This window comes from Pantoea sp. Ft-CA_14, from assembly GCF_024520875.1.
In the GTDB taxonomy this organism is placed as follows: domain Bacteria; phylum Pseudomonadota; class Gammaproteobacteria; order Enterobacterales; family Enterobacteriaceae; genus Pantoea; species Pantoea agglomerans.
This window is the reverse complement of record NZ_JALNPM010000016.1, coordinates 26363-46102: the sequence shown is the minus strand read 5'-3', so window position 1 is coordinate 46102 and position 19740 is coordinate 26363. Positions and strand designations below refer to the sequence as shown.

23 protein-coding genes are annotated in these 19740 nt (G+C 54.8%); 19 read left to right on the top strand and 4 right to left on the bottom strand.

What is annotated here, in order from left to right; all coding sequences use genetic code 11:
* Position 1 precedes the first annotated feature (1 nt).
* A complete protein-coding gene (locus NR195_RS20000; protein ID WP_010253055.1) occupies positions 2 to 982 on the bottom strand; it encodes a LacI family DNA-binding transcriptional regulator in 981 nt (326 codons plus the stop codon).
* 236 nt (positions 983 to 1218) lie between these two features.
* On the opposite strand from NR195_RS20000, the gene tauA reads away from it, so the two are divergent.
* From tauA to tauD, 4 genes are read left to right on the top strand one after another with little or no spacing between them, the layout of a single operon-like run.
* Positions 1219 to 2196 (top strand): taurine ABC transporter substrate-binding protein, encoded by a 978-nt coding sequence (gene tauA / locus NR195_RS19995; protein WP_010253052.1) that lies wholly within the window; start codon positions 1219 to 1221, stop codon positions 2194 to 2196.
* Positions 2197 to 2205: 9 nt separating this feature from the next.
* Positions 2206 to 2973 (top strand): taurine ABC transporter ATP-binding subunit, encoded by a 768-nt coding sequence (gene tauB / locus NR195_RS19990; protein WP_022624055.1) that lies wholly within the window; start codon positions 2206 to 2208, stop codon positions 2971 to 2973.
* On the top strand, positions 2970 to 3797 hold the full coding sequence (gene tauC / locus NR195_RS19985; RefSeq protein ID WP_010253046.1) for a taurine ABC transporter permease TauC: 828 nt from the start codon (positions 2970 to 2972) through the stop codon (positions 3795 to 3797). Before tauB ends, tauC begins: the two co-directional genes overlap by 4 nt.
* Positions 3794 to 4633 (top strand): taurine dioxygenase, encoded by an 840-nt coding sequence (gene tauD / locus NR195_RS19980; protein ID WP_033785674.1) that lies wholly within the window; start codon positions 3794 to 3796, stop codon positions 4631 to 4633. Before tauC ends, tauD begins: the two co-directional genes overlap by 4 nt.
* Positions 4634 to 4665: 32 nt before the next feature.
* On the opposite strand, the gene NR195_RS19975 is transcribed toward tauD, so the two are convergent.
* Positions 4666 to 6570, bottom strand: a complete 1905-nt coding sequence (locus tag NR195_RS19975; protein ID WP_010671582.1) for an ABC transporter ATP-binding protein — start codon at positions 6568 to 6570, stop codon at positions 4666 to 4668.
* A 112-nt stretch (positions 6571 to 6682) separates the two neighbouring features.
* Here NR195_RS19975 and kefG point away from each other — a divergent pair, with 112 nt between their 5' ends.
* The 4 genes from kefG (at position 6683) to slyD (ending at position 10028) form a co-directional block, all read left to right on the top strand.
* The gene (gene kefG, locus NR195_RS19970; RefSeq protein WP_010253037.1) at positions 6683 to 7234 is read left to right on the top strand and encodes a glutathione-regulated potassium-efflux system ancillary protein KefG; all 552 of its coding nucleotides are present in this window, start codon (positions 6683 to 6685) and stop codon (positions 7232 to 7234) included.
* The gene (kefB, locus tag NR195_RS19965) at positions 7235 to 9040 is read left to right on the top strand and encodes a glutathione-regulated potassium-efflux system protein KefB (RefSeq protein WP_052272163.1); all 1806 of its coding nucleotides are present in this window, start codon (positions 7235 to 7237) and stop codon (positions 9038 to 9040) included.
* 23 nt (positions 9041 to 9063) lie between these two features.
* Positions 9064 to 9258, top strand: coding sequence for a YheV family putative zinc ribbon protein (locus NR195_RS19960; protein ID WP_010253033.1), 195 nt, complete (start codon positions 9064 to 9066; stop codon positions 9256 to 9258).
* Between the two features lie 197 nt (positions 9259 to 9455).
* Positions 9456 to 10028: a peptidylprolyl isomerase gene (gene slyD / locus NR195_RS19955; RefSeq protein ID WP_163793758.1), complete on the top strand. Its 573-nt coding sequence runs from the start codon at positions 9456 to 9458 to the stop codon at positions 10026 to 10028.
* A gap of 95 nt (positions 10029 to 10123) precedes the next feature.
* On the opposite strand, the gene NR195_RS19950 is transcribed toward slyD, so the two are convergent.
* On the bottom strand, positions 10124 to 10342 hold the full coding sequence (locus tag NR195_RS19950) for a SlyX family protein (protein ID WP_010253031.1): 219 nt from the start codon (positions 10340 to 10342) through the stop codon (positions 10124 to 10126).
* A gap of 269 nt (positions 10343 to 10611) precedes the next feature.
* Between NR195_RS19950 and fkpA the strand changes: the two genes are divergently transcribed.
* From fkpA to bfr, 11 genes are all read left to right on the top strand, one after another.
* Positions 10612 to 11457: an FKBP-type peptidyl-prolyl cis-trans isomerase gene (gene fkpA / locus NR195_RS19945; protein ID WP_010253030.1), complete on the top strand. Its 846-nt coding sequence runs from the start codon at positions 10612 to 10614 to the stop codon at positions 11455 to 11457.
* A gap of 166 nt (positions 11458 to 11623) precedes the next feature.
* On the top strand, positions 11624 to 12346 hold the full coding sequence (locus tag NR195_RS19940; protein WP_010253029.1) for a transcriptional regulator: 723 nt from the start codon (positions 11624 to 11626) through the stop codon (positions 12344 to 12346).
* Complete coding sequence (tusD, locus tag NR195_RS19935; protein WP_010671584.1) at positions 12346 to 12732, top strand: sulfurtransferase complex subunit TusD; 387 nt, start codon at positions 12346 to 12348, stop codon at positions 12730 to 12732. Before NR195_RS19940 ends, tusD begins: the two co-directional genes overlap by 1 nt.
* The gene (gene tusC / locus NR195_RS19930; RefSeq protein ID WP_182500898.1) at positions 12732 to 13091 is read left to right on the top strand and encodes a sulfurtransferase complex subunit TusC; all 360 of its coding nucleotides are present in this window, start codon (positions 12732 to 12734) and stop codon (positions 13089 to 13091) included. Before tusD ends, tusC begins: the two co-directional genes overlap by 1 nt.
* A gap of 9 nt (positions 13092 to 13100) precedes the next feature.
* Complete coding sequence (gene tusB, locus NR195_RS19925; protein WP_010253026.1) at positions 13101 to 13388, top strand: sulfurtransferase complex subunit TusB; 288 nt, start codon at positions 13101 to 13103, stop codon at positions 13386 to 13388.
* Between the two features lie 124 nt (positions 13389 to 13512).
* The gene (rpsL, locus tag NR195_RS19920; protein ID WP_003852912.1) at positions 13513 to 13887 is read left to right on the top strand and encodes a 30S ribosomal protein S12; all 375 of its coding nucleotides are present in this window, start codon (positions 13513 to 13515) and stop codon (positions 13885 to 13887) included.
* A gap of 96 nt (positions 13888 to 13983) precedes the next feature.
* Positions 13984 to 14454 (top strand): 30S ribosomal protein S7, encoded by a 471-nt coding sequence (gene rpsG / locus NR195_RS19915; RefSeq protein ID WP_003852909.1) that lies wholly within the window; start codon positions 13984 to 13986, stop codon positions 14452 to 14454.
* A 90-nt stretch (positions 14455 to 14544) separates the two neighbouring features.
* Entirely contained in the window at positions 14545 to 16659 is a 2115-nt protein-coding gene (fusA, locus tag NR195_RS19910; protein WP_010253020.1) for an elongation factor G, read from the top strand.
* Between the two features lie 68 nt (positions 16660 to 16727).
* Positions 16728 to 17912: an elongation factor Tu gene (tuf, locus tag NR195_RS19905; RefSeq protein WP_010253018.1), complete on the top strand. Its 1185-nt coding sequence runs from the start codon at positions 16728 to 16730 to the stop codon at positions 17910 to 17912.
* A 171-nt stretch (positions 17913 to 18083) separates the two neighbouring features.
* Complete coding sequence (gene bfd, locus NR195_RS19900; RefSeq protein ID WP_010671585.1) at positions 18084 to 18278, top strand: bacterioferritin-associated ferredoxin; 195 nt, start codon at positions 18084 to 18086, stop codon at positions 18276 to 18278.
* 100 nt (positions 18279 to 18378) lie between these two features.
* A complete protein-coding gene (gene bfr, locus NR195_RS19895) occupies positions 18379 to 18852 on the top strand; it encodes a bacterioferritin (RefSeq protein ID WP_010253012.1) in 474 nt (157 codons plus the stop codon).
* Here the strand turns inward: bfr and NR195_RS19890 are convergent.
* Positions 18839 to 19612 carry an A24 family peptidase gene (locus NR195_RS19890; protein WP_187484901.1) on the bottom strand — a complete coding sequence of 258 codons (774 nt, stop codon included), beginning with the start codon at positions 19610 to 19612 and terminating at the stop codon, positions 18839 to 18841. The genes bfr and NR195_RS19890 overlap by 14 nt on opposite strands.
* Positions 19613 to 19740: the final 128 nt, after the last annotated feature.

Here is a 19740-nt window from a genome sequence, read left to right as displayed (position 1 = left end):
ATTAGCTGGATGCGCGTTCAACGCGCGTCCAAGGCAGCACCTCGCGGATGACTGGCGCATTAGGATTGCGGATCTTCTGCAGCAGCAATTGCACGCTACGCGCGCCCAGCTGGTTCATCGGCTGCTCGATGGTCGTCAGCGGCGGATTCAGGCTGCGGGTAAACGACACGCCATCAAACCCGACCACCGCCAGATCTTCCGGCACGCGCAGACCCGCTTCCAGCGCCGCATGCACCACGCCTACCGCCAGCACATCTGAAACCGCGAACACCGCATCCGGCGGTTCCGGCAGCGCCATCAACTCCCTCAGCCCCTGACTGCCCGCCTCACAGGAGATTTCGTAAGTGTAGGAGACGCCGGACCACGCATACCCCAGCTCCTCAATCGCCTGCCGGTAGCCCTTTTCACGATGATGTGAGTAAAGGTAACGCATGTCGCCATTGATCAGCCCGATGCGTTTACGCCCTTTACCGGCAAGGTAATGGACGGTGTCGCGCGCGGCTTCAAGGTGATCAATGCTGACCGAGGAGGCGGGAATATCCGGATCAAATTCGCAGCACTGCACCCACGGCGCCCCGGCAATGAGCGCCTGCAAATCCTGTAAACCGGAGGCCGCATCCATAGTAATCACGCCATCCACCACTTTTCCGGTCAGCAGGGAGAGATAAGCGGCTTCACGCTGGAGCTGCGAGGCGGAGTTACAGAGCAGGATGTGATAGCCGTGCAGTTCCGCTTCGGCCTCGATGCCCTGAACCACGCGTGAACAGAAGGGATTGGTGATATCCGAGATCAGCACCAGCAGCATGTTGCTTTGCGATGTACGCAGCTGACGCGCCAGTAAGTTGGGCTGATAGTCGCAGGCAGAGATTGCCGCCAGAACTTTCTCACGCGTATCGGGCTTCACGCCGGGATGCGCGTTGAGAACCCGCGATACCGTGGCTTTGGAGACGCCAGCCAGCTGAGCGACTTTCTCGATCGACATCGGATTCAGAAACCTTAACAGGCAATAATTGGGAACGCATATGAATAGCACAGGGACAATGTGAGCGCCTGACATTTTTGCTTACTTTAGCTATTTTCAGCATTTGCGATTTTTGACTTAGTTTTGCAGATAGTGATCTAAGAACTTATTTCTATTAGGGATAATTTTTAATTCCTTTATGAAACTATAGCGCGCAGAGACACTGCCTCCACTATAAAAACGGTGGGGTAGTGATCATGGCAGCAACACGTTTAACTTTTTTAGCCGCAGCGCTGGCGCTGCTGGCGTTTCGGGCTGATGCGGTCAATGTCACCGTGGCTTACCAGACCTCGGCTGAGCCGGCGAAAGTGGCGCAGGCTGACAACAGCTTTGCGAAAGAGAGCGGGGCCAGCGTTGACTGGCGCAAATTTGACAGCGGCGCCGGGGTATTACGTGCGATGGCGTCCGGTGACGTCCAGATTGGCAATATCGGTTCCAGCCCGTTAGCGGTTGCGGCGGCGCAGAAGCTGCCGATTGAAGCCTTTTTACTCGCCTCTCAGCTGGGCAACTCTGAAGCGCTGGTGGTGAAGAAGAACATCACTACGCCCAAAGATTTAATTGGCAAACGCATCGCGGTGCCGTTCATCTCCACCACCCACTACAGCCTGCTGGCTGCGCTGAAACACTGGGGCATCAAACCGTCACAGGTACAACTGGTCAATCTGCAGCCGCCAGCGATTATTGCTGCCTGGCAGCGTGGCGACATTGATGGCGCTTACGTCTGGGCACCGGCAGTTAATGAGCTGGAAAAAGAGGGCAAGGTGTTAACCGACTCTGCGGAAGTGGGAAGCTGGGGATCGCCGACGCTGGATGTCTGGGTGGTACGCAAAGATTTTGCTCAGCAGCATCCGGAGATCGTGACTGCTTTTGCCCGCAGCGCGCTTGACGCGCAGCAGGCCTACCTGAACAGCCCCGACAGCTGGCTGAAGCAGTCCGATAACCTCAGCAAACTCTCTCGCCTCAGCGGTGTGCCGGAAGCACAGGTGCCCGGTCTGGTGAAGGGCAATACCTACCTCACGGCGCAGCAGCAGGTTGAGCAACTGGGCAAACCGGTCAATAAAGCGATCGTCGATACCGCGCAGTTTCTGAAAGCACAGGGCCGGGTGCCGCAGGCGGATAACGACTACAGCAGCTATGTGACCTCCCGTTTCGTCGAGCCATTAGTTAAACCTTAAGGAGGCACTATGCTGCGCATCGCTCACCTTAATGCCCGTTATGCCGGACAGCCGGTGTTGCAGGATATCAATCTGCAGCTGGATAGCCATGAACTGCTGGTGGTGCTCGGCCCCTCCGGCTGCGGCAAAACCACACTGCTCAATCTGGTTGCCGGTTTCCTGCCGGTGGAGTCGGGCAGCATCACGCTGGATAACCAGCCGGTGACCGGGCCTGGTGCGGAGCGCGGCGTGGTGTTTCAGCATGAAGGATTACTGCCGTGGCGCAACGTGCTGGATAACGTCGCCTTTGGCCTGCAGCTGGCGGGGATGTCGCGCCCGGATCGCGACATGATTGCCCGCCGGTTAATCAGACAGGTGGGGCTGGAAGGTGCGGAAAAGCGCGCCATCTGGCAGTTGTCCGGCGGTCAGCGTCAGCGGGTGGGCATTGCGCGCGCGCTGGCCACCGATCCACAACTGCTGTTGCTGGATGAGCCTTTCGGCGCACTGGATGCCTTTACCCGCGAGCAGATGCAAACCCTGCTGCTGACGCTATGGCGCGACAGCGGTAAACAGATTCTGTTGATTACGCACGACATAGAAGAGGCGATTTTCCTGGCCAGCGAACTGATTCTGCTGTCGCCAGGACCGGGCCGCATCGTTGAGCGGCTGCGTCCTGGCTTTGGCCAGCGCTTTGCCGCAGGGGAGTCGTGCCGCAGTATCAAATCCGATCCGCAGTTTATCGCCCAGCGCGAGTATGTGCTGAGCCGGGTATTTGATCAGCGGGAGGCGTTTGCATGAGTGCACTCATCAATGACAAGTCTCTGCCGGTGCGCCGTCGTTTGCGCTGGCCGTTTTCAACCGCCTTTACGCTGAGCATGCTGAGTCTCTCTCTGCTGTTGCTGCTCTGGTGGGGCGTGACCGCGCTGGGCCTGATTGCCCCGCTGTTCCTGCCGTCGCCGCAGCAGGTGTTAAGCAAGCTGCTGCTGATTGCCAGCGCGCAGGGCTTTATGGATGCCACGCTGTGGCAGCATCTGGCCGCCAGCCTGACACGAATGCTGATTGCGCTGACTGCCGCTGCCGCCATCGGTATTCCGGTAGGGATCCTGATGGGCCTCAGCCCGGTCGCTCGCGGGTTGCTCGATCCTCTGATTGAACTCTATCGTCCGATTCCGCCACTCGCCTATCTGCCATTAATGGTGATCTGGTTCGGCATTGGTGAGACCTCGAAAATCCTGCTGATCTATCTGGCGATTTTCGCGCCGGTGACGCTCTCCACCCTAGCCGGTGTGCGTAACACGCAGCAGGTCCGACTTCGTGCGGCTCGCTCGCTGGGGGCTAATCGCTGGCAACTGCTGCGCTGGGTGATTCTGCCAGGCGCGTTGCCGGAGATCCTCACCGGTCTGCGCATCGGTCTGGGGGTTGGCTGGTCAACGCTGGTGGCCGCTGAGCTGATTGCCGCCACGCGGGGTCTGGGTTTTATGGTGCAGTCAGCAGGAGAATTCCTCGCCACCGATGTGGTGCTGGCGGGTATCGCGGTAATCGCCTTTATTGCTTTTAGCTTAGAACTCGGGCTCCGCGCGTTGCAGCGCCGTCTGACGCCCTGGAGTGGAGAACAATCATGAACGAACGTCTCAGTTTTACCCCGCTTGGCCCGTACATTGGCGCGCAGGTCTCAAACCTGGATGTGTCTCGCCCATTGAGTGATGCTCAGTTTGAGCAGCTTTATCATGGCCTGCTTCGTCATCAGGTGCTGTTTCTGCGTGACCAGAAAATAACGCCGGAACAGCACCGCGCGCTGGCAATCCGCTTTGGCGATCTGCACATCCATCCGGTCTATCCGCATGCGGAAGGCGTCGAGGAGATTATCGTGCTGGATACCCATCAGGATAATCCGCCAGATAATGACAACTGGCATACCGATGTCACCTTTATTGATACGCCGCCAGCGATCGCCTTGCTGGCCTCGAAGGTGTTACCGGAGTCGGGGGGTGACACGCTCTGGACCAGCGGCATTGCGGCTTACGAAGCGCTCTCTGAACCCTTTAAGCAGCTGCTGGCAGGCCTCCATGCCGAGCATGATTTCAAAAAGTCATTCCAGGAGTATAAGTACCGCAAAACCGAGGACGAGCATCAGCGCTGGCAGCAGGCGGTAGCAAAACATCCGCCGGTGCAGCATCCGGTCATCCGCACCCATCCGGTCAGCGGCAAAAAAGCGCTGTTTGTGAATGAGGGCTTTACCACGCGGATCGTCGATTTAAGCGAGAAAGAGAGTGATGCGGTGCTGGGCTTTCTGTTTGCGCACGCCACCAAACCGGAGTTTCAGGTGCGCTGGCGCTGGCAGCCAGACGATCTGGCTATCTGGGATAATCGGGTCACGCAGCATTATGCCAATGCTGATTACTATCCTGCCCGGCGCATTATGCAGCGGGCAACGGTGCTGGGCGATAAACCCCGTTAAAAGAGAATCTCCCCGCGAGCGGGGAGATTTTTTTATGAGGCCATAATCTGTTCGAGCTGTTCCTGCGCTTCCAGCCACGCCATCTCCACCTCTTCCAGCGCAGATTTGCTCTCCGCCTGACGCTGCAGCGCGGTGGTCAGGTCCGCTTTACGGCTCTGTTCATAGATAGCGCTGTCTGAGAGCTGAGCTTCGGCTTCGGCCAGCTGGCTCTGCCATTTGCTCATCTGCTTTTCCAGCTTCTCTATCTCTTTGCGCAGCGGCTGCGTCTGGGTGCGCAGTTCAGCATCACGACGCTTCTGGTCTTTACGCGCCTGGGCACTGTTGCCGTTATCCTGCTTCGGCGCGGCATCCTGTTGCGCCTGCTGCTTCTGCAGATCGCTCAGCCACTTCTGATAATCTTCAAGATCGCCTTCAAACACATCCACTTTGCCATCATGCACCAGATAGAGATCGTCTGTGGTCGCGCGCAGCAGATGTCGGTCGTGCGATACCACGACCAGCGCACCTTCGAAGTCGATCAACGCTTCGGTCAGCGCCTGGCGCATATCGAGATCGAGATGGTTGGTGGGTTCATCCAGCAGCAGCAGGTTAGGGCGCTGCCAGACAATCAGCGCCAGCACCAGTCGCGCTTTCTCTCCGCCGGAGAAGCGCTCAGTGATTTCAGTGACTTTATCGCCGCGGAAATCGAAGCCGCCCAGATAGTCGCGCAGCTGCTGTTCCAGTACCTCAGGCGCAATACGCGACAGATGCTGCAGCGGTGACTCATCGGCCCGCAGATACTCCAGCTGATGCTGGGCGAAGTAACCGAGCTTGATCCCTTTCGCCAGACCCATCTTGCCGTCCATCGCCTCCAGCTCACCCGCCAGCAGCTTAATCAGGGTCGATTTACCGGCACCGTTACGTCCCAGCAGGCCGATGCGCGAGCCGGGGACCAGGTTGAGCTTGATGGCGTCGAGAATAATACGATCGCCATAACCCGCAGTGACCTTCTCCATCTTCATCAGCGGATTAGGCAGGTTCTCCGGCTTGCGGAAAGTGAAGCTGAACGGGTTATCGACATGGGCGGGCGCAATCATCTCCATGCGCTCCAGCATCTTGATGCGGCTCTGCGCCTGCTTCGCCTTGGTGGCCTGAGCGCGGAAGCGATCAATGTAGCTGTGCAGGTGCGCCACTTTCTCCTGCTGGCTCTCATACAGTGACTGCTGCTGAGCCAGTTTGGCGACGCGCTGCCGCTCAAAAGAGCTGTAGTTGCCGGTATATTCGAACATCGACTCCTGTTCGATATGAATAATTTTGTCGATGACGGGATCGAGGAAGTCACGATCGTGCGAAATCAGAATCAGCGTGCCTTCATAACTCTTCAGCCAGCGCTCCAGCCAGATCACCGCATCGAGATCGAGGTGGTTGGTCGGTTCATCCAGCAGCAGTAGATCGGAACGGCAAATCAGCGCCTGTGCCAGGTTGAGGCGCATGCGCCAGCCACCCGAGAAGTCGCTGACCGGGCGTTGCAGCTGTTCCTGACTGAAGCCCAGACCATGCAGCAGGCTTGAGGCGCGCGCATGGATGCTCCACGCCTGCACCGCATCCAGCTTGCCATGCAGCAGCGCGATGGCATTGCCATCGTCACGCAGATTGGCGTCCGCCAGTTCTGCTTCAAGCTGGCGAAACTGGCGATCGCCATCAATCACGTACTCCAGCGCGGCTTTATCCAGCGCAGGGGTTTCCTGATTCACCCAGGCCAGCGCCCAGTGAGTGGGGAAAGTGACGGTACCGGCATCGCTGGTGATTTCACCTTTTAACAGCGACAGCAGCGTGGATTTTCCACAGCCGTTTTTACCCACCAGCCCGACCTTCTGGCCGGGATTAATGGTGGCGGTGGCATTGTCGAGCAGGACGCGGATGCCGCGGCGAATTTGTAAGGCTGAGAAGACAATCATGTAAGCGCCGTATCGTCAGAATATGTTAATTTACTGGCAACATAATGAGATTTTGCTGCGTCGTGCATGGTAGCGGAAAACCGCACCAATGACGACGCTTTGGAGGGAAAGGATGTCGCAGCCACCCAGGGTTTTGCTGCTTTATGCTCATCCGGAATCACAGGATTCGATAGCCAATCGGATTCTGCTGCAGCCGGCTCAGGCACTGGAACACGTTACCGTGCACGATCTGTACGCAACCTATCCGGATTTTTTTATCGATATTCACCATGAACAACAGCTGCTGCGTGAACATGATGTCATCATTTTTCAGCATCCGCTCTATACCTATAGCTGTCCGGCGCTGCTGAAAGAGTGGCTGGACAGAGTTCTGTCGCGCGGTTTCGCCAATGGCGTGGATGGCAATGCGCTGGAAGGAAAGTACTGGCGCAGCGTCGTCACCACCGGAGAACCGGAAAGTGCCTTCAGACACCAGGGTCTGAACCGCTATTCGCTCAATGACATTATGCGTCCTTTTGAGCTGACCGCGCAGATGTGCCGTATGCACTGGATGCCGCCGATGATCGTCTACTGGGCGCGTCGTCAGAGTCCTGAATTAATGAAAAATTACGCCCGCGCCTATGGCGACTGGCTGGCGGCACCGCTGCCGAATGGAGGGGTATAGATGGAAGGGCAAACCCTGCTGACCGCCGGGGTGATTTATCTGGTCGCGGCGGTATTGATTGTACCGGTGGCGGCGCGCCTCGGTATTGGTGCAGTTCTGGGCTATCTGGTGGCGGGTATCGCTATCGGCCCGTGGGGATTAGGCTTTATCAGCGACGTCGACGAGATTCTGCACTTCTCTGAGCTCGGCGTGGTGTTCCTGATGTTTATTATCGGGCTGGAGCTGAACCCGGCAAAGCTGTGGGCGCTGCGCCGCTCCATTTTTGGCGTCGGCGCGGCGCAGGTGATCTTCTCAGCGGCGATTCTGGGCGGCTTATTATGGCTGACCAACTTTAGCTGGCAGGCTGCGATCATTGGCGGGATTGGTCTGGCGATGTCTTCGACCGCCATGGCCCTGCAGCTGATGATGGATAAAGGCATGAACCGCAGCGAAGCGGGGCAACTGGGCTTTTCGGTGTTGCTGTTTCAGGATATCGCGGTGATCCCAGCCCTGGCGCTGATCCCGCTGCTGGCCGGAACCGACAGCGGTCATATCGACTGGATGAAGGTCGGCATGAAAGTACTGGCGTTTGCCGGCATGCTGGTAGGCGGACGCTATCTGCTGCGGCCTATCTTCCGTTACATCGCTGCGTCGGGCGTGCGCGAAGTCTTTACCGCCGCTTCGCTGTTGCTGGTGCTGGGCTCGGCGCTGTTTATGGATGCGCTGGGTCTGTCGATGGCGCTGGGGACCTTTATTGCCGGGATCCTGCTGGCGGAGAGCGAGTACCGGCATGAGCTGGAAGTCGCCATCGACCCGTTTAAAGGTTTACTGCTGGGCCTGTTCTTTATTTCGGTTGGCATGGCGCTCAACCTCGGTGTGCTCTATACCCATATTGTGACCATCCTGCTGGGCGTCGTGACGCTGGTGGCGGTGAAAACGCTGCTGCTCTATCTGCTGGCGCGCATTTATGGCTTGCGCAGCTCTGAGCGGCAGCAGTTTGCTGGCGTGCTGAGTCAGGGGGGCGAGTTCGCCTTTGTGCTCTTTTCAGCGGCCTCCTCGGCAAAGCTGTTCTCTGGCGATCAACTGCCGATGCTGCTGGTGACGGTGACCCTGTCGATGATGACCACACCGCTGCTGATGAAGGGAATCGATCGTCTGCTGGCACGCCGCTTCAATGAGCCGGATGACGAGGCAGAGAAACACTTTGTCGAAGACGATCAGCCGCAGGTGATTGTGGTGGGCTTTGGTCGCTTCGGGCAGGTGGTGGGTCGTTTGCTGATGGCGAATAACAAACGCATCACCGTGCTTGAGCGCGACATCAGTGCAGTCAGTCTGATGCGGAAATATGGCTATAAGGTCTATTACGGCGATGCCACTGAACTGGAGTTGCTGCGGGCAGCCGGTGCGGCCAGCGCTCAGGCGATTGTGATCACCTGTAACGAGCCCGAAGATGTGATGACGATTGTACATCTGTGCCAGCAGCATTTTCCGCAGTTGCAGATTCAGGCGCGCGCCCGGGGCCGTGTAGAAGCGCATGAACTGCTTCAGGCGGGCGTCACGCAGTTCTCGCGTGAGACCTTCTCCAGTGCGCTGGAGCTGGGACGTAAAACGCTGATGACGCTGGGGATGCATCCGCATCAGGCGCACCGCGCCCAGCAGTATTTCCGCCATCTTGATATGCGGATGCTGCGCGAGCTGATGCCCAATCTCTCTGAAAGCGCGCAGGCTTCGCGCGTCCGTGAAGCGCGGCGTGAACTGGAAGATATCTTCCAGCGCGAAATGCAGCGCGAAAAGCGGCAGATCGACGGCTGGGACGATGATGAATAACCTCTTTAAACAGGCAGAAGCTAATGCGTAAACGTTTTATTGCTGGTGCGACATGCCCGCACTGCCAGGAGAAGGACACGCTGGCAATGTGGCGTGAAAATAATGTCGATGTGGTGGAGTGCGTGAAGTGTGGTCACCAGATGCGTGAGGCCGATAAGCAGGCGCGCGATCAGGTTCGCACTAATGAGCAGGTTATCGGTATTTTTCATCCTGAGTAGCGGAATGGCGCAGCTTTTTTTACGCCTGGACTTACAGCGGGATTGAATTCCGTTACAATTGTCGCCATTAACGCTGTAGTCGCAAGAGAAAGTGAAAACCCTCTTGTACTCAGCCCCGAACCTTTCTGGTTGGTGTTATTGCACGAAAGAATAGACCAATGAGACGGGATCTCAGCTCTCAACGGTTAGGAGATATCATGAAAGTAGCAAAAGACCTGGTGGTAAGCCTGGCCTATCAGGTACGTACAGAAGACGGCGTGTTAGTTGACGAGTCACCGGTGAGTGCACCGTTAGACTACCTGCACGGTCATGGTTCCCTGATTTCTGGTCTGGAAAATGCGCTGGAAAACCACATTGCCGGCGACAAGTTTGATGTGCATATCCCGGCAAACGATGCCTACGGTCAGTATGACGATAACCTGGTGCAGCGCGTTCCTAAAGACGTCTTCATGGGCGTTGACGAACTGCAGGTTGGCATGCGCTTCCTGGCAGAAACCGATCAGGGCCCGGTACCGGTAGAAATCACCGAAGTGGAAGATGATCACGTCGTGGTTGATGGTAACCACATGCTGGCGGGTCAGAACCTGAACTTCAACGTTGAAGTGGTTGCTATCCGCGAAGCCACGCCGGAAGAACTGGCTCATGGCCACGTTCACGGTGCAGATGGCCATCATCATGACCACGATCACGGCCATGATCACGACCACGACCACGACCATGATCAGGGTAAAGGCGGTTGTGGCACTGGCGGCTGCGGCTGCAGCCACTAAGTCTCAACAGACCTTTTAAGGCCACCCTCGGGTGGCCTTTCTTTTGGCACGTATTCTGGTTCTGCCCGGGTAAGCCGGGGCCAGATAGCCCGCGATCAGTAATGCGGTGGTGGCGTCTCTTCAGATTGTGAGGCGACGATCGATGGCGCATTCGCTTTGAGCTTGTCGGTTAAAATGCGCATCTGCTCACGCATCTTATTCATCTCCAGCTCGTGCTGAACGACCGCGCTGTTCAGCTGATCGATAGTCATCTCCTGAAAGGCCAGTTTGCTCTCCAGCGTCTCCAGACGTTGTTCCCACTCAGATTGTTGCATGACCTGTTCCTCTGTTAAGGTGCGACTCGGGGCGTGATTCTACGATCTGAATGCCAGGAATCACCTGTTTTTTTCACGCCCGGAGGCGTTGCGCTTGAAAAAAGGCAGCGCGGCATCATCTCTGATGAAACTTCCCGATGTTATAAAGGTCGGAGGTTAACCGGGTAATTACATTGTGGGAGTGTTCGACACTGCCACGTAAAGTTATAGTGTGGACCCTGAAGTCCGCAATGTTTCCCGAGGTTAGACGCTTCGGTTTTGGAGAATGGATGAAATCACTGTTTAAAGTCACATTGTTAGCTACCACCATGGCTGTTGCGCTGAATGCTCCGCTGGCAATGGCGGCAGATACCGCTGCGGCGCCACAGGCTGCACCAGCCGCCGCGCCACAGTCTGCGCCTCAGGCACCGAAAAATGCTGCCTTCAAAGATGAAGACCAGCAGTCTGCCTACGCGCTGGGTGCTTCGCTGGGTCGCTACATGGACAACTCCCTGAAGGAGCAGGAAAAACTGGGCATCAAACTGGATAAGCAGCAGCTGATCGCTGGTGTTCAGGATGCATTTGGTGGCAAGAGCAAACTCTCTGATGAAGAGATTGAGCAGACGCTGCAATCCTTTGAGGGCCGCGTGAAAGGCGCAGCCTCAGCGAAAATGGAAAAAGATGCGAAAGAGAACTCTGAAAAGGGCGAAGCTTACGCAACCAAATTTGCTAAAGAGAGCGGCGTGAAGAAAACCGAAAGCGGCCTGCTGTATAAAGTTGAGAAAGAGGGTACCGGCGACGCACCTAAAGACAGCGACACTGTAGTGGTAAACTACAAAGGGACGCTGATTGACGGTACTGAATTCGACAACTCTTATACCCGTGGCGAGCCACTTTCATTCCGTCTGGATGGTGTCATTCCGGGCTGGACTGAAGGTCTGAAGCACGTGAAGAAAGGCGGCAAGATCAAGCTGGTGATCCCACCAAATCTGGCTTACGGCAAAAATGGCGTTCCGGGCATCCCGGCTAACTCCACCCTGGTGTTTGATGTCGAGCTGCTTGATATCAAACCCGCGCCAAAGGCAGATGAAAAAGCACAGGCTCCTGCGCCTGCTGCTGCAGAAAAAGCGCAGTAATCTGCTGACCGCCGCCTCCGGGCGGCGGTTTCATTTCGGCTTCACGACAAACCTCTGGCATAAGCCGACGACATTTGCCAGACTAATGCCTGCCTAATTATCCCAATATTGAGTCTGCCCATAAGCCGCTGTGACAGGCTCCAGCCATTCAGGGTGATACTCTTCAATGTCTAATCCATTCAATCCGGGTGAACTGAGCGACTTCGATCTTCTGGAGCAGCGCCCGTTCGAACAAAGTGATTACGATATTCTGAAATCGTACGAGGCTGTCGTGGATGGCCTGGCGATGTTGATCGGTTCGCATTGTGAAATTGTCCTGCATTCGCTTGAAGATCTTAAGTGTTCGGCAGTGCGTATCGCTAATGGTGAACACACTGGACGTAAAGTCGGTTCGCCTATTACCGATTTAGCCCTGCGTATGCTGCATGATATGCATGGCGCGGACAGTAATGTCTCCCGTGCCTACTTCACACGTGCCAAAAGCGGCGTGCTGATGAAATCGGTCACGATTGCGATTCGTAACCGTCAGCAGCGGGTCATTGGCTTGCTCTGCATCAACATGAACCTTGATGTGCCGTTCTCACAGATCATGTCGACCTTTATGCCGCCCGAGATGCAGCAGGTTGACTCCAACGTCAACTTCGCCAGTTCGGTAGACGATCTGGTGATGCAGACGCTGGAGTTCACCATTGAAGAGGTGAGTGCTGACCGTAATGTATCGAACAACGCCAAGAATCGTCAGATTGTGCTGAACCTGTATGAGAAGGGGATCTTCGACATCAAGGATGCCATCAACCAGGTGGCCGATCGGCTGAATATTTCCAAACACACCGTCTATCTCTATATCCGTCAGTTTAAAAATGGCGACTTCCAGGGGCAGGAGCGGTAATGCGTTACACCCTGCTGGTCACCGGCCCGGCTTACGGTACGCAACAGGCGACCAGTGCCTGGCTGTTTGCCTGCGCACTGCTGACGGCAGGCCATCAGCTTGACAGTGTTTTCTTCTATCGCGAAGGGGTGCTGAACGCTAACCAACTGACGTCGCCCGCCAGTGATGAGTTTGATCTGGTGCGCGCATGGCAGACATTGCATCAGGAGCAGGGTGTGGCACTGAATATTTGTGTGGCGGCCGCGCTGCGTCGTGGCGTCAGCGACCAGCAGGAAGCGGCACGACTCCAGCTGGCGGGCAGTAACCTGCAGCCGGGCTTTACCCTGAGCGGGCTGGGCGCGCTGGCGGAAGCGGCGCTGAGCTGTGAACGCATGGTGCAGTTCTGATGAATCGGGTCGCGTTTGTCTTTACCCGGGCGCCGCACGGCAGCAGCGCAGGACGTGAGGGGCTGGATGCCGCGCTGGCCACGGGCGCGCTCAGTGAGGATATCGGCCTGTTTTTTATCGGTGATGGCGTGCTGCAGCTTAATCTGCACCAGCAACCTGAGACGATTAAGAGCCGTCACTATGCCGCGACCTTTGGCGTGCTGGCACTGTATGAGATTGAACACTGCTATCTCTGCCGGACATCGCTGATAGCGCGTGGATTAGAGGTTGACGCTGACCGGTTGATGGATGTTACGCTACTGGACGCGCCGGCGCTGCGACAGACGCTGGCCAGCTACGATCGCATTCTTACTTTTTAAGAGACGTTAATGCTGCATACGTTACTGCACTCACCGGCACACTGTGACCTTGAGAGCCTGCTTTTAATGGCGGGTGCGGGTGATGACCTGCTGCTGTTGCAGGATGGCGTGCTGGCCGCTTTAGCTGGCAGCCACGCATTGATGCGACTGTCAGAGAGCGAAGCGACGCTCTGGGTGCTGGACGAAGATGTCCAGGCTCGCGGTCTCGCTGGACAAATTTCGACCCGTGTGCAGTCAGTAGACTATACTGGGTTTGTCACGCTAACGATCAGGCATCAGCAACAAATGGTCTGGTAATCGGCTAAAACCTGGTTATTTCTTGACACCCCTTTGACTCAGCCCTAAAATTCTGCCTCCTCGTAATTCTACGAGGCGATTTATTACGTGTTTACGAAGCAAAAGCAAATCCAGGAGCTATTTAATGGCAACAGTTAACCAGCTGGTTCGCAAACCACGCGTCCGCAAAGTTGCAAAGAGCAACGTGCCGGCGCTGGAAGCTTGCCCGCAAAAACGTGGCGTTTGTACTCGTGTGTACACCACCACTCCTAAGAAACCAAACTCCGCACTGCGTAAAGTCTGCCGTGTGCGTTTGACCAACGGTTTTGAAGTTACCTCCTACATTGGTGGTGAAGGTCATAACCTGCAGGAACACTCCGTGATCCTGATCCGTGGCGGTCGTGTAAAAGACCTGCCAGGTGTGCGTTACCACACCGTTCGTGGCGCGCTTGACTGCTCAGGTGTTAAAGACCGTAAGCAGGCTCGCTCCAAGTACGGCGTGAAGAAGCCAAAGGCTTAATGGTTCTCCGTTAAGTAAGGCCAAACGTTTTAAATTAAATGTCAAAATAAACTCATAGAGTTTTGGACAATCCTGAATTAACAACGGAGTATTTCCATGCCACGTCGTCGCGTCATTGGTCAGCGTAAAATTCTGCCAGATCCTAAGTTCGGATCAGAGCTGCTGGCCAAATTTGTAAATATCCTGATGGTAGATGGTAAAAAATCTACTGCAGAATCAATCGTTTATACCGCGCTTGAGACCCTGGCTCAGCGTTCAGGTAAAAACGCGCTGGAATCTTTTGAAGTAGCCCTGGAAAACGTGCGTCCGACTGTCGAAGTTAAGTCACGTCGCGTTGGTGGTTCTACTTATCAGGTACCAGTAGAAGTCCGTCCGGTTCGTCGTAATGCTCTGGCAATGCGCTGGATCGTAGATGCTGCTCGTAAACGCGGTGATAAATCAATGGCTCTTCGCCTGGCGAACGAACTTTCTGATGCTGCAGAGAACAAAGGTACAGCAGTTAAGAAACGTGAAGACGTTCACCGCATGGCAGAAGCCAACAAGGCGTTCGCACACTACCGTTGGTAATCACCACGTAGTTGTTAAACCAGCGGGCGCTCAATCAGCCAACCCGCTGGGGTCGACTTACCTTGAACGTCCGAGAATCAGAGGAATCAAATGGCTCGTAAAACACCCATTGCCCGCTACCGTAATATCGGTATCAGTGCGCACATCGACGCCGGTAAGACTACCACTACCGAACGCGTTCTGTTCTACACCGGTGTAAACCACAAAATCGGTGAAGTACATGACGGCGCAGCAACCATGGACTGGATGGAGCAGGAACAGGAACGTGGTATTACCATCACCTCCGCTGCGACCACCTGTTACTGGTCTGGTATGGCCAAGCAGTTTGAACCACACCACGTAAACATTATCGACACCCCAGGACACGTTGACTTCACCATCGAAGTTGAGCGTTCTATGCGTGTGCTTGATGGCGCGGTAATGGTTTACTGTGCAGTTGGTGGCGTTCAGCCACAGTCTGAGACCGTATGGCGTCAGGCTAACAAATATAAAGTTCCACGCATTGCGTTCGTTAACAAAATGGACCGCATGGGTGCTAACTTCCTGAAAGTTGTTAAACAGATGGAAGTTCGTCTGGGCGCAACTCCAGTTCCTCTGCAGCTGGCTATCGGCGCAGAAGAGAAATTCACCGGTGTTGTTGACCTGGTGAAAATGAAAGCAATCAACTGGAACGACGCAGACCAGGGTGTAACCTTCGTCTACGAAGATATCCCAGCTGATATGCAGGAACTGGCTGAAGAATGGCATGCGAAGCTGGTTGAAGCCGCTGCTGAAGGCTCTGATGAGCTGATGGAGAAATTCTTCGGTGGTGAAGAACTGACTGAAGAAGAGATCAAAACATCTCTGCGTAAGCGTGTTCTGAACAACGAAATTATCCTGGTAACCTGTGGTTCTGCATTTAAGAACAAAGGTGTTCAGGCGATGCTGGATGCAGTTGTTGAATATCTGCCAGCACCGACTGACGTTACCGCGATCAACGGTATGCTGGACGACGGTAAAGACACGCCGGCTGTTCGTCACTCTGATGACAACGAGCCGTTTGCTGCACTGGCGTTCAAAATCGCTACCGACCCGTTCGTGGGTAACTTAACCTTCTTCCGCGTTTACTCTGGTGTTGTTAACACGGGTGACACCGTGTTCAACCCGGTTAAGTCAAACCGTGAGCGTCTGGGCCGTATCGTTCAGATGCACGCTAACAAGCGTGAAGAGATTAAAGAAGTTCGTGCGGGTGATATCGCAGCTGCGATCGGCCTGAAAGATGTGACCACTGGTGACACCTTGTGTGACCCAGATAACGTCATCATCCTTGAGCGCATGGAGTTCCCGGAGCCGGTAATCTCTATCGCCGTTGAGCCAAAAACCAAAGCTGACCAGGAAAAAATGGGTCTGGCTCTGGGCCGTCTGGCAAAAGAAGACCCATCATTCCGCGTATGGACTGATGAAGAATCTAACCAGACCATCATCGCCGGTATGGGTGAATTGCACCTCGACATCATCGTTGACCGTATGAAGCGTGAGTTCAACGTTGAAGCAAACGTGGGTAAACCACAGGTTGCTTACCGTGAAGCGATTCGCAACAAAGTTACCGATGTTGAAGGTAAACACGCCAAGCAGTCTGGTGGTCGTGGTCAGTATGGCCATGTTGTTATCGACATGTACCCACTGGAGCCAGGTTCGAACCCGAAAGGCTACGAATTTGTCAACGACATCAAAGGTGGTGTGATTCCTGGTGAATACATCCCTGCGGTTGACAAAGGTATCCAGGAGCAGCTGAAATCAGGCCCTCTGGCTGGTTACCCGGTTGTGGATCTGGGCGTGCGTCTGCACTTCGGTTCTTACCACGATGTCGACTCCTCAGAACTGGCGTTTAAACTGGCCGCGTCTCTTGCCTTCAAACAAGGCTTTAAACAAGCGACACCTGTTCTGCTTGAGCCTATCATGAAGGTTGAAGTTGAAACGCCAGAAGAGAACACGGGTGATGTCATCGGTGACCTTAGCCGTCGTCGTGGTATGCTCAAAGGGCAGGAATCTAACGCTACTGGCGTTCAGATTCACGCTGAAGTTCCGTTGTCTGAGATGTTCGGATACGCAACTCAGCTGCGTTCTCTGACCAAAGGTCGTGCTTCTTACTCCATGGAGTTCCTGAAGTATGACGATGCGCCAAACAACGTAGCGCAGGCCGTTATTGAAGCTCGTAGCAAATAAGCTACGGTTTAAATTTGAACTGATGCCTTCACCCAGATGGTGAAGGCACAACGTAAGGAATTATCGCCATGGCGAAAGAGCAATTTCAGCGTAACAAACTGCACGTAAACGTGGGCACCATCGGTCACGTCGACCACGGTAAAACCACCCTGACTGCAGCTATCACCACCGTACTGTCTAAAACTTACGGCGGCCAGGCTCGTGCATTCGATCAGATCGATAACGCACCAGAAGAGAAAGCACGTGGTATCACCATCAACACTTCACACGTTGAGTATGAAACCCCGACTCGCCACTATGCGCACGTTGACTGCCCAGGCCACGCCGACTATGTGAAAAACATGATCACCGGTGCTGCGCAGATGGACGGCGCGATCCTGGTTGTTGCTGCGACTGATGGCCCAATGCCACAGACCCGTGAGCACATCCTGCTGGGTCGTCAGGTTGGCGTTCCTTACATCATCGTGTTCCTGAACAAGTGTGACATGGTTGATGATGAAGAGCTGCTGGAACTGGTAGAGATGGAAGTTCGTGACCTGCTGTCAGCATATGACTTCCCAGGCGACGACACTCCAATCGTTCGTGGTTCTGCTCTGAAAGCGCTGGAAGGCAACCCAGAGTGGGAAGCGAAAATCATCGAACTGGCTGAGCATCTGGACAACTACATCCCAGAGCCACAGCGTGCGATCGACATGCCGTTCCTGCTGCCAATCGAAGACGTATTCTCAATCTCTGGCCGTGGTACCGTTGTTACCGGTCGTGTTGAGCGCGGCATCGTTAAAGTCGGCGACGAAGTTGAAATCGTGGGTATCAAAGATACTGTGAAATCAACCTGTACCGGTGTTGAGATGTTCCGTAAGCTGCTGGACCAGGGTCAGGCAGGCGAAAACTGTGGTGTTCTGCTGCGCGGTATCAAGCGTGAAGACATCCAGCGTGGCCAGGTTCTGGCTAAGCCAGGCTCAATCAAGCCGCACACCCAGTTCGAGTCAGAAGTTTACGTTCTGTCTAAAGACGAAGGTGGTCGCCATACTCCGTTCTTCAAAGGCTATCGTCCACAGTTCTACTTCCGTACAACTGACGTAACCGGCTCAGTAGAGCTGCCAGAAGGCGTTGAAATGGTCATGCCAGGCGACAACATCAAAATGGTTGTTACCCTGATCCACCCAATCGCAATGGACGAAGGTCTGCGCTTCGCAATCCGCGAAGGCGGCCGTACCGTTGGCGCGGGTGTTGTTGCTAAAGTTATCGCTTAATTGTGATATCTGCTGTGGCTGTGTAAATGGCCACTGCAACACAGTAAAAAGAGCACTTCGGTGCTCTTTTTTTTTGCTCTGAAAACGCCATAACCCTGCAAAGGGTGGGTTTGAAATAAAAACGATTCGCATTTACACTGTGTACAGAAAATGTACCCGAGTGATGAATCAATGTACGTCTGCCTGTGTAATGCCATCAGTGATAAAACCCTTCGTGAAGTCGTGCGTCGCTATCAGCCCAAATCTATTCAGCAACTGCGCCAGCTTGTGCCGGTCGGCAAGCAATGCGGCAAATGTATTCGTGCTGCGCGTGAAATTATGGATGAAGAGATGCAGCATGCACCACTCTACAAAGAGATAGCCTGACCGACGATCGGTGCGTGAATACCCACAATATCTGTCGCGTTTTTTTGACTTCTTTTTAACCGCATCTACGCTCTAATAAACCAGACGCGGAGGGTTAACAATGAAGGGCGATATCAAAGTTATCAGTCATCTCAATAAACTGCTTGGAAATGAACTGGTTGCTATCAATCAGTACTTTCTTCATGCGCGCATGTTCAAAAACTGGGGTCTGACGCGCCTCAATGATGTGGAATACCATGAATCAATCGATGAGATGAAACATGCCGATAAATATATTGAGCGTATTCTTTTCCTGGAAGGGATCCCAAACCTTCAGGATCTGGGACGGCTCCGTATCGGTGAAGATGTTGAGGAGATGCTGAGTTCAGACCTGAATCTGGAGCTGGAGGGCGCGAAAGACCTACGTGAAGCTATCTCCTATGCTGACAAAGTGCATGACTATGTCAGCCGTGACATGATGATTGAAATCCTGGCTGATGAGGAACATCACATCGACTGGATTGAGACGGAACTTGAGTTAATCCAGAAGATGGGCATCCAGAACTATCTGCAGGCTCAAATCAAACAAGAGTGAATCGGGTCTGCAGCACTATCGTTACCCAGCCCGCAATGGCCAGGAAAGGGCCAAACGGCAGCGGGCTGTTCCCCTGAATAAAACCCCGCAGTTGCAGCATCACGATCGACGTCAGCGCCATAACGGTGGCACCCAGCGCAATCCAGGGTAATGCCTGCCAGCCACAGCAGGCACCTAACGCTGCGAAAAGCTTGATATCGCCATAACCTAATCCCTCGTACCCCCGCATCTGCCGATAGCTCCAGGCGAGCAGCCACAACGCACAGTAGCCCGCCACAGCACCCCATATCGCCGTTGTTTCGGTTCCGGACAGCGTGGCATGGAATAATCCGGACCAGAGCAGCAGATAATTGAGCGGGTCAGGTATACAGAAGTGGCGACGATCGATGGCAGCCACGAGCAGCAAGAGGCCGGAGGCCGTAATAATAAAAACAGCCTCCGCAGAGTGGTCAAAACTCTGCAGCACCAGCAGGCACAGAAGGGCGAACAGCCATTCAATGACAACGCTTTCTGCGCCGAACGCGCGATGACAGAAGCGACACCGTCCTTTTAAGCCAGGCCAGCTGACTAACGGCAGCACATCTCGCCACAGCAGGCGCTGCCGGCAATGATTACAGTGCGAACCCGGAAAGCAGAGTAGGGCAAACCATTGAGCGGGTGAGAGGGCGGGGGTGAAGCGCTGGCTGGTCAGCGAAAGAAAGCTTCCCAGTGCACCTCCGCCTGCGAGTGCAGCAATGTGAGTTATCAGAGTGGGGGACATGATTATGCTCCGGACGAAAGGTTAGATGCACTCTCGTGGGCAACGGGTTCTGTGTCACCTATGAATGAAGAAGGGCGGAAACAGACTCACAACTGAATAACTGATTTATCAGCGATACGGCAGTGCAA

What these genes read in the sequence shown, in the direction of transcription:
- kefG (WP_010253037.1), top strand. Translation starts at nt 6,683, where the DNA reads ATGTCGCAGCCACCCAGGGTTTTGCTGCTTTATGCTCATCCGGAATCA.
- rpsL (WP_003852912.1), top strand. Translation starts at nt 13,513, where the DNA reads ATGGCAACAGTTAACCAGCTGGTTCGCAAACCACGCGTCCGCAAAGTT.
- kefB (WP_052272163.1), top strand. Translation starts at nt 7,235, where the DNA reads ATGGAAGGGCAAACCCTGCTGACCGCCGGGGTGATTTATCTGGTCGCG.
- fkpA (WP_010253030.1), top strand. Translation starts at nt 10,612, where the DNA reads ATGAAATCACTGTTTAAAGTCACATTGTTAGCTACCACCATGGCTGTT.
- tauB (WP_022624055.1), top strand. Translation starts at nt 2,206, where the DNA reads ATGCTGCGCATCGCTCACCTTAATGCCCGTTATGCCGGACAGCCGGTG.
- tauD (WP_033785674.1), top strand. Translation starts at nt 3,794, where the DNA reads ATGAACGAACGTCTCAGTTTTACCCCGCTTGGCCCGTACATTGGCGCG.
- tusD (WP_010671584.1), top strand. Translation starts at nt 12,346, where the DNA reads ATGCGTTACACCCTGCTGGTCACCGGCCCGGCTTACGGTACGCAACAG.
- rpsG (WP_003852909.1), top strand. Translation starts at nt 13,984, where the DNA reads ATGCCACGTCGTCGCGTCATTGGTCAGCGTAAAATTCTGCCAGATCCT.
- NR195_RS19960 (WP_010253033.1), top strand. Translation starts at nt 9,064, where the DNA reads ATGCGTAAACGTTTTATTGCTGGTGCGACATGCCCGCACTGCCAGGAG.
- tuf (WP_010253018.1), top strand. Translation starts at nt 16,728, where the DNA reads ATGGCGAAAGAGCAATTTCAGCGTAACAAACTGCACGTAAACGTGGGC.
- NR195_RS19975 (WP_010671582.1), bottom strand. Translation starts at nt 6,570, where the DNA reads ATGATTGTCTTCTCAGCCTTACAAATTCGCCGCGGCATCCGCGTCCTG.
- NR195_RS19890 (WP_187484901.1), bottom strand. Translation starts at nt 19,612, where the DNA reads ATGTCCCCCACTCTGATAACTCACATTGCTGCACTCGCAGGCGGAGGT.
- bfr (WP_010253012.1), top strand. Translation starts at nt 18,379, where the DNA reads ATGAAGGGCGATATCAAAGTTATCAGTCATCTCAATAAACTGCTTGGA.
- tusB (WP_010253026.1), top strand. Translation starts at nt 13,101, where the DNA reads ATGCTGCATACGTTACTGCACTCACCGGCACACTGTGACCTTGAGAGC.
- tusC (WP_182500898.1), top strand. Translation starts at nt 12,732, where the DNA reads ATGAATCGGGTCGCGTTTGTCTTTACCCGGGCGCCGCACGGCAGCAGC.
- tauA (WP_010253052.1), top strand. Translation starts at nt 1,219, where the DNA reads ATGGCAGCAACACGTTTAACTTTTTTAGCCGCAGCGCTGGCGCTGCTG.
- fusA (WP_010253020.1), top strand. Translation starts at nt 14,545, where the DNA reads ATGGCTCGTAAAACACCCATTGCCCGCTACCGTAATATCGGTATCAGT.
- bfd (WP_010671585.1), top strand. Translation starts at nt 18,084, where the DNA reads ATGTACGTCTGCCTGTGTAATGCCATCAGTGATAAAACCCTTCGTGAA.
- NR195_RS19940 (WP_010253029.1), top strand. Translation starts at nt 11,624, where the DNA reads ATGTCTAATCCATTCAATCCGGGTGAACTGAGCGACTTCGATCTTCTG.
- NR195_RS20000 (WP_010253055.1), bottom strand. Translation starts at nt 982, where the DNA reads ATGTCGATCGAGAAAGTCGCTCAGCTGGCTGGCGTCTCCAAAGCCACG.
- slyD (WP_163793758.1), top strand. Translation starts at nt 9,456, where the DNA reads ATGAAAGTAGCAAAAGACCTGGTGGTAAGCCTGGCCTATCAGGTACGT.
- NR195_RS19950 (WP_010253031.1), bottom strand. Translation starts at nt 10,342, where the DNA reads ATGCAACAATCTGAGTGGGAACAACGTCTGGAGACGCTGGAGAGCAAA.
- tauC (WP_010253046.1), top strand. Translation starts at nt 2,970, where the DNA reads ATGAGTGCACTCATCAATGACAAGTCTCTGCCGGTGCGCCGTCGTTTG.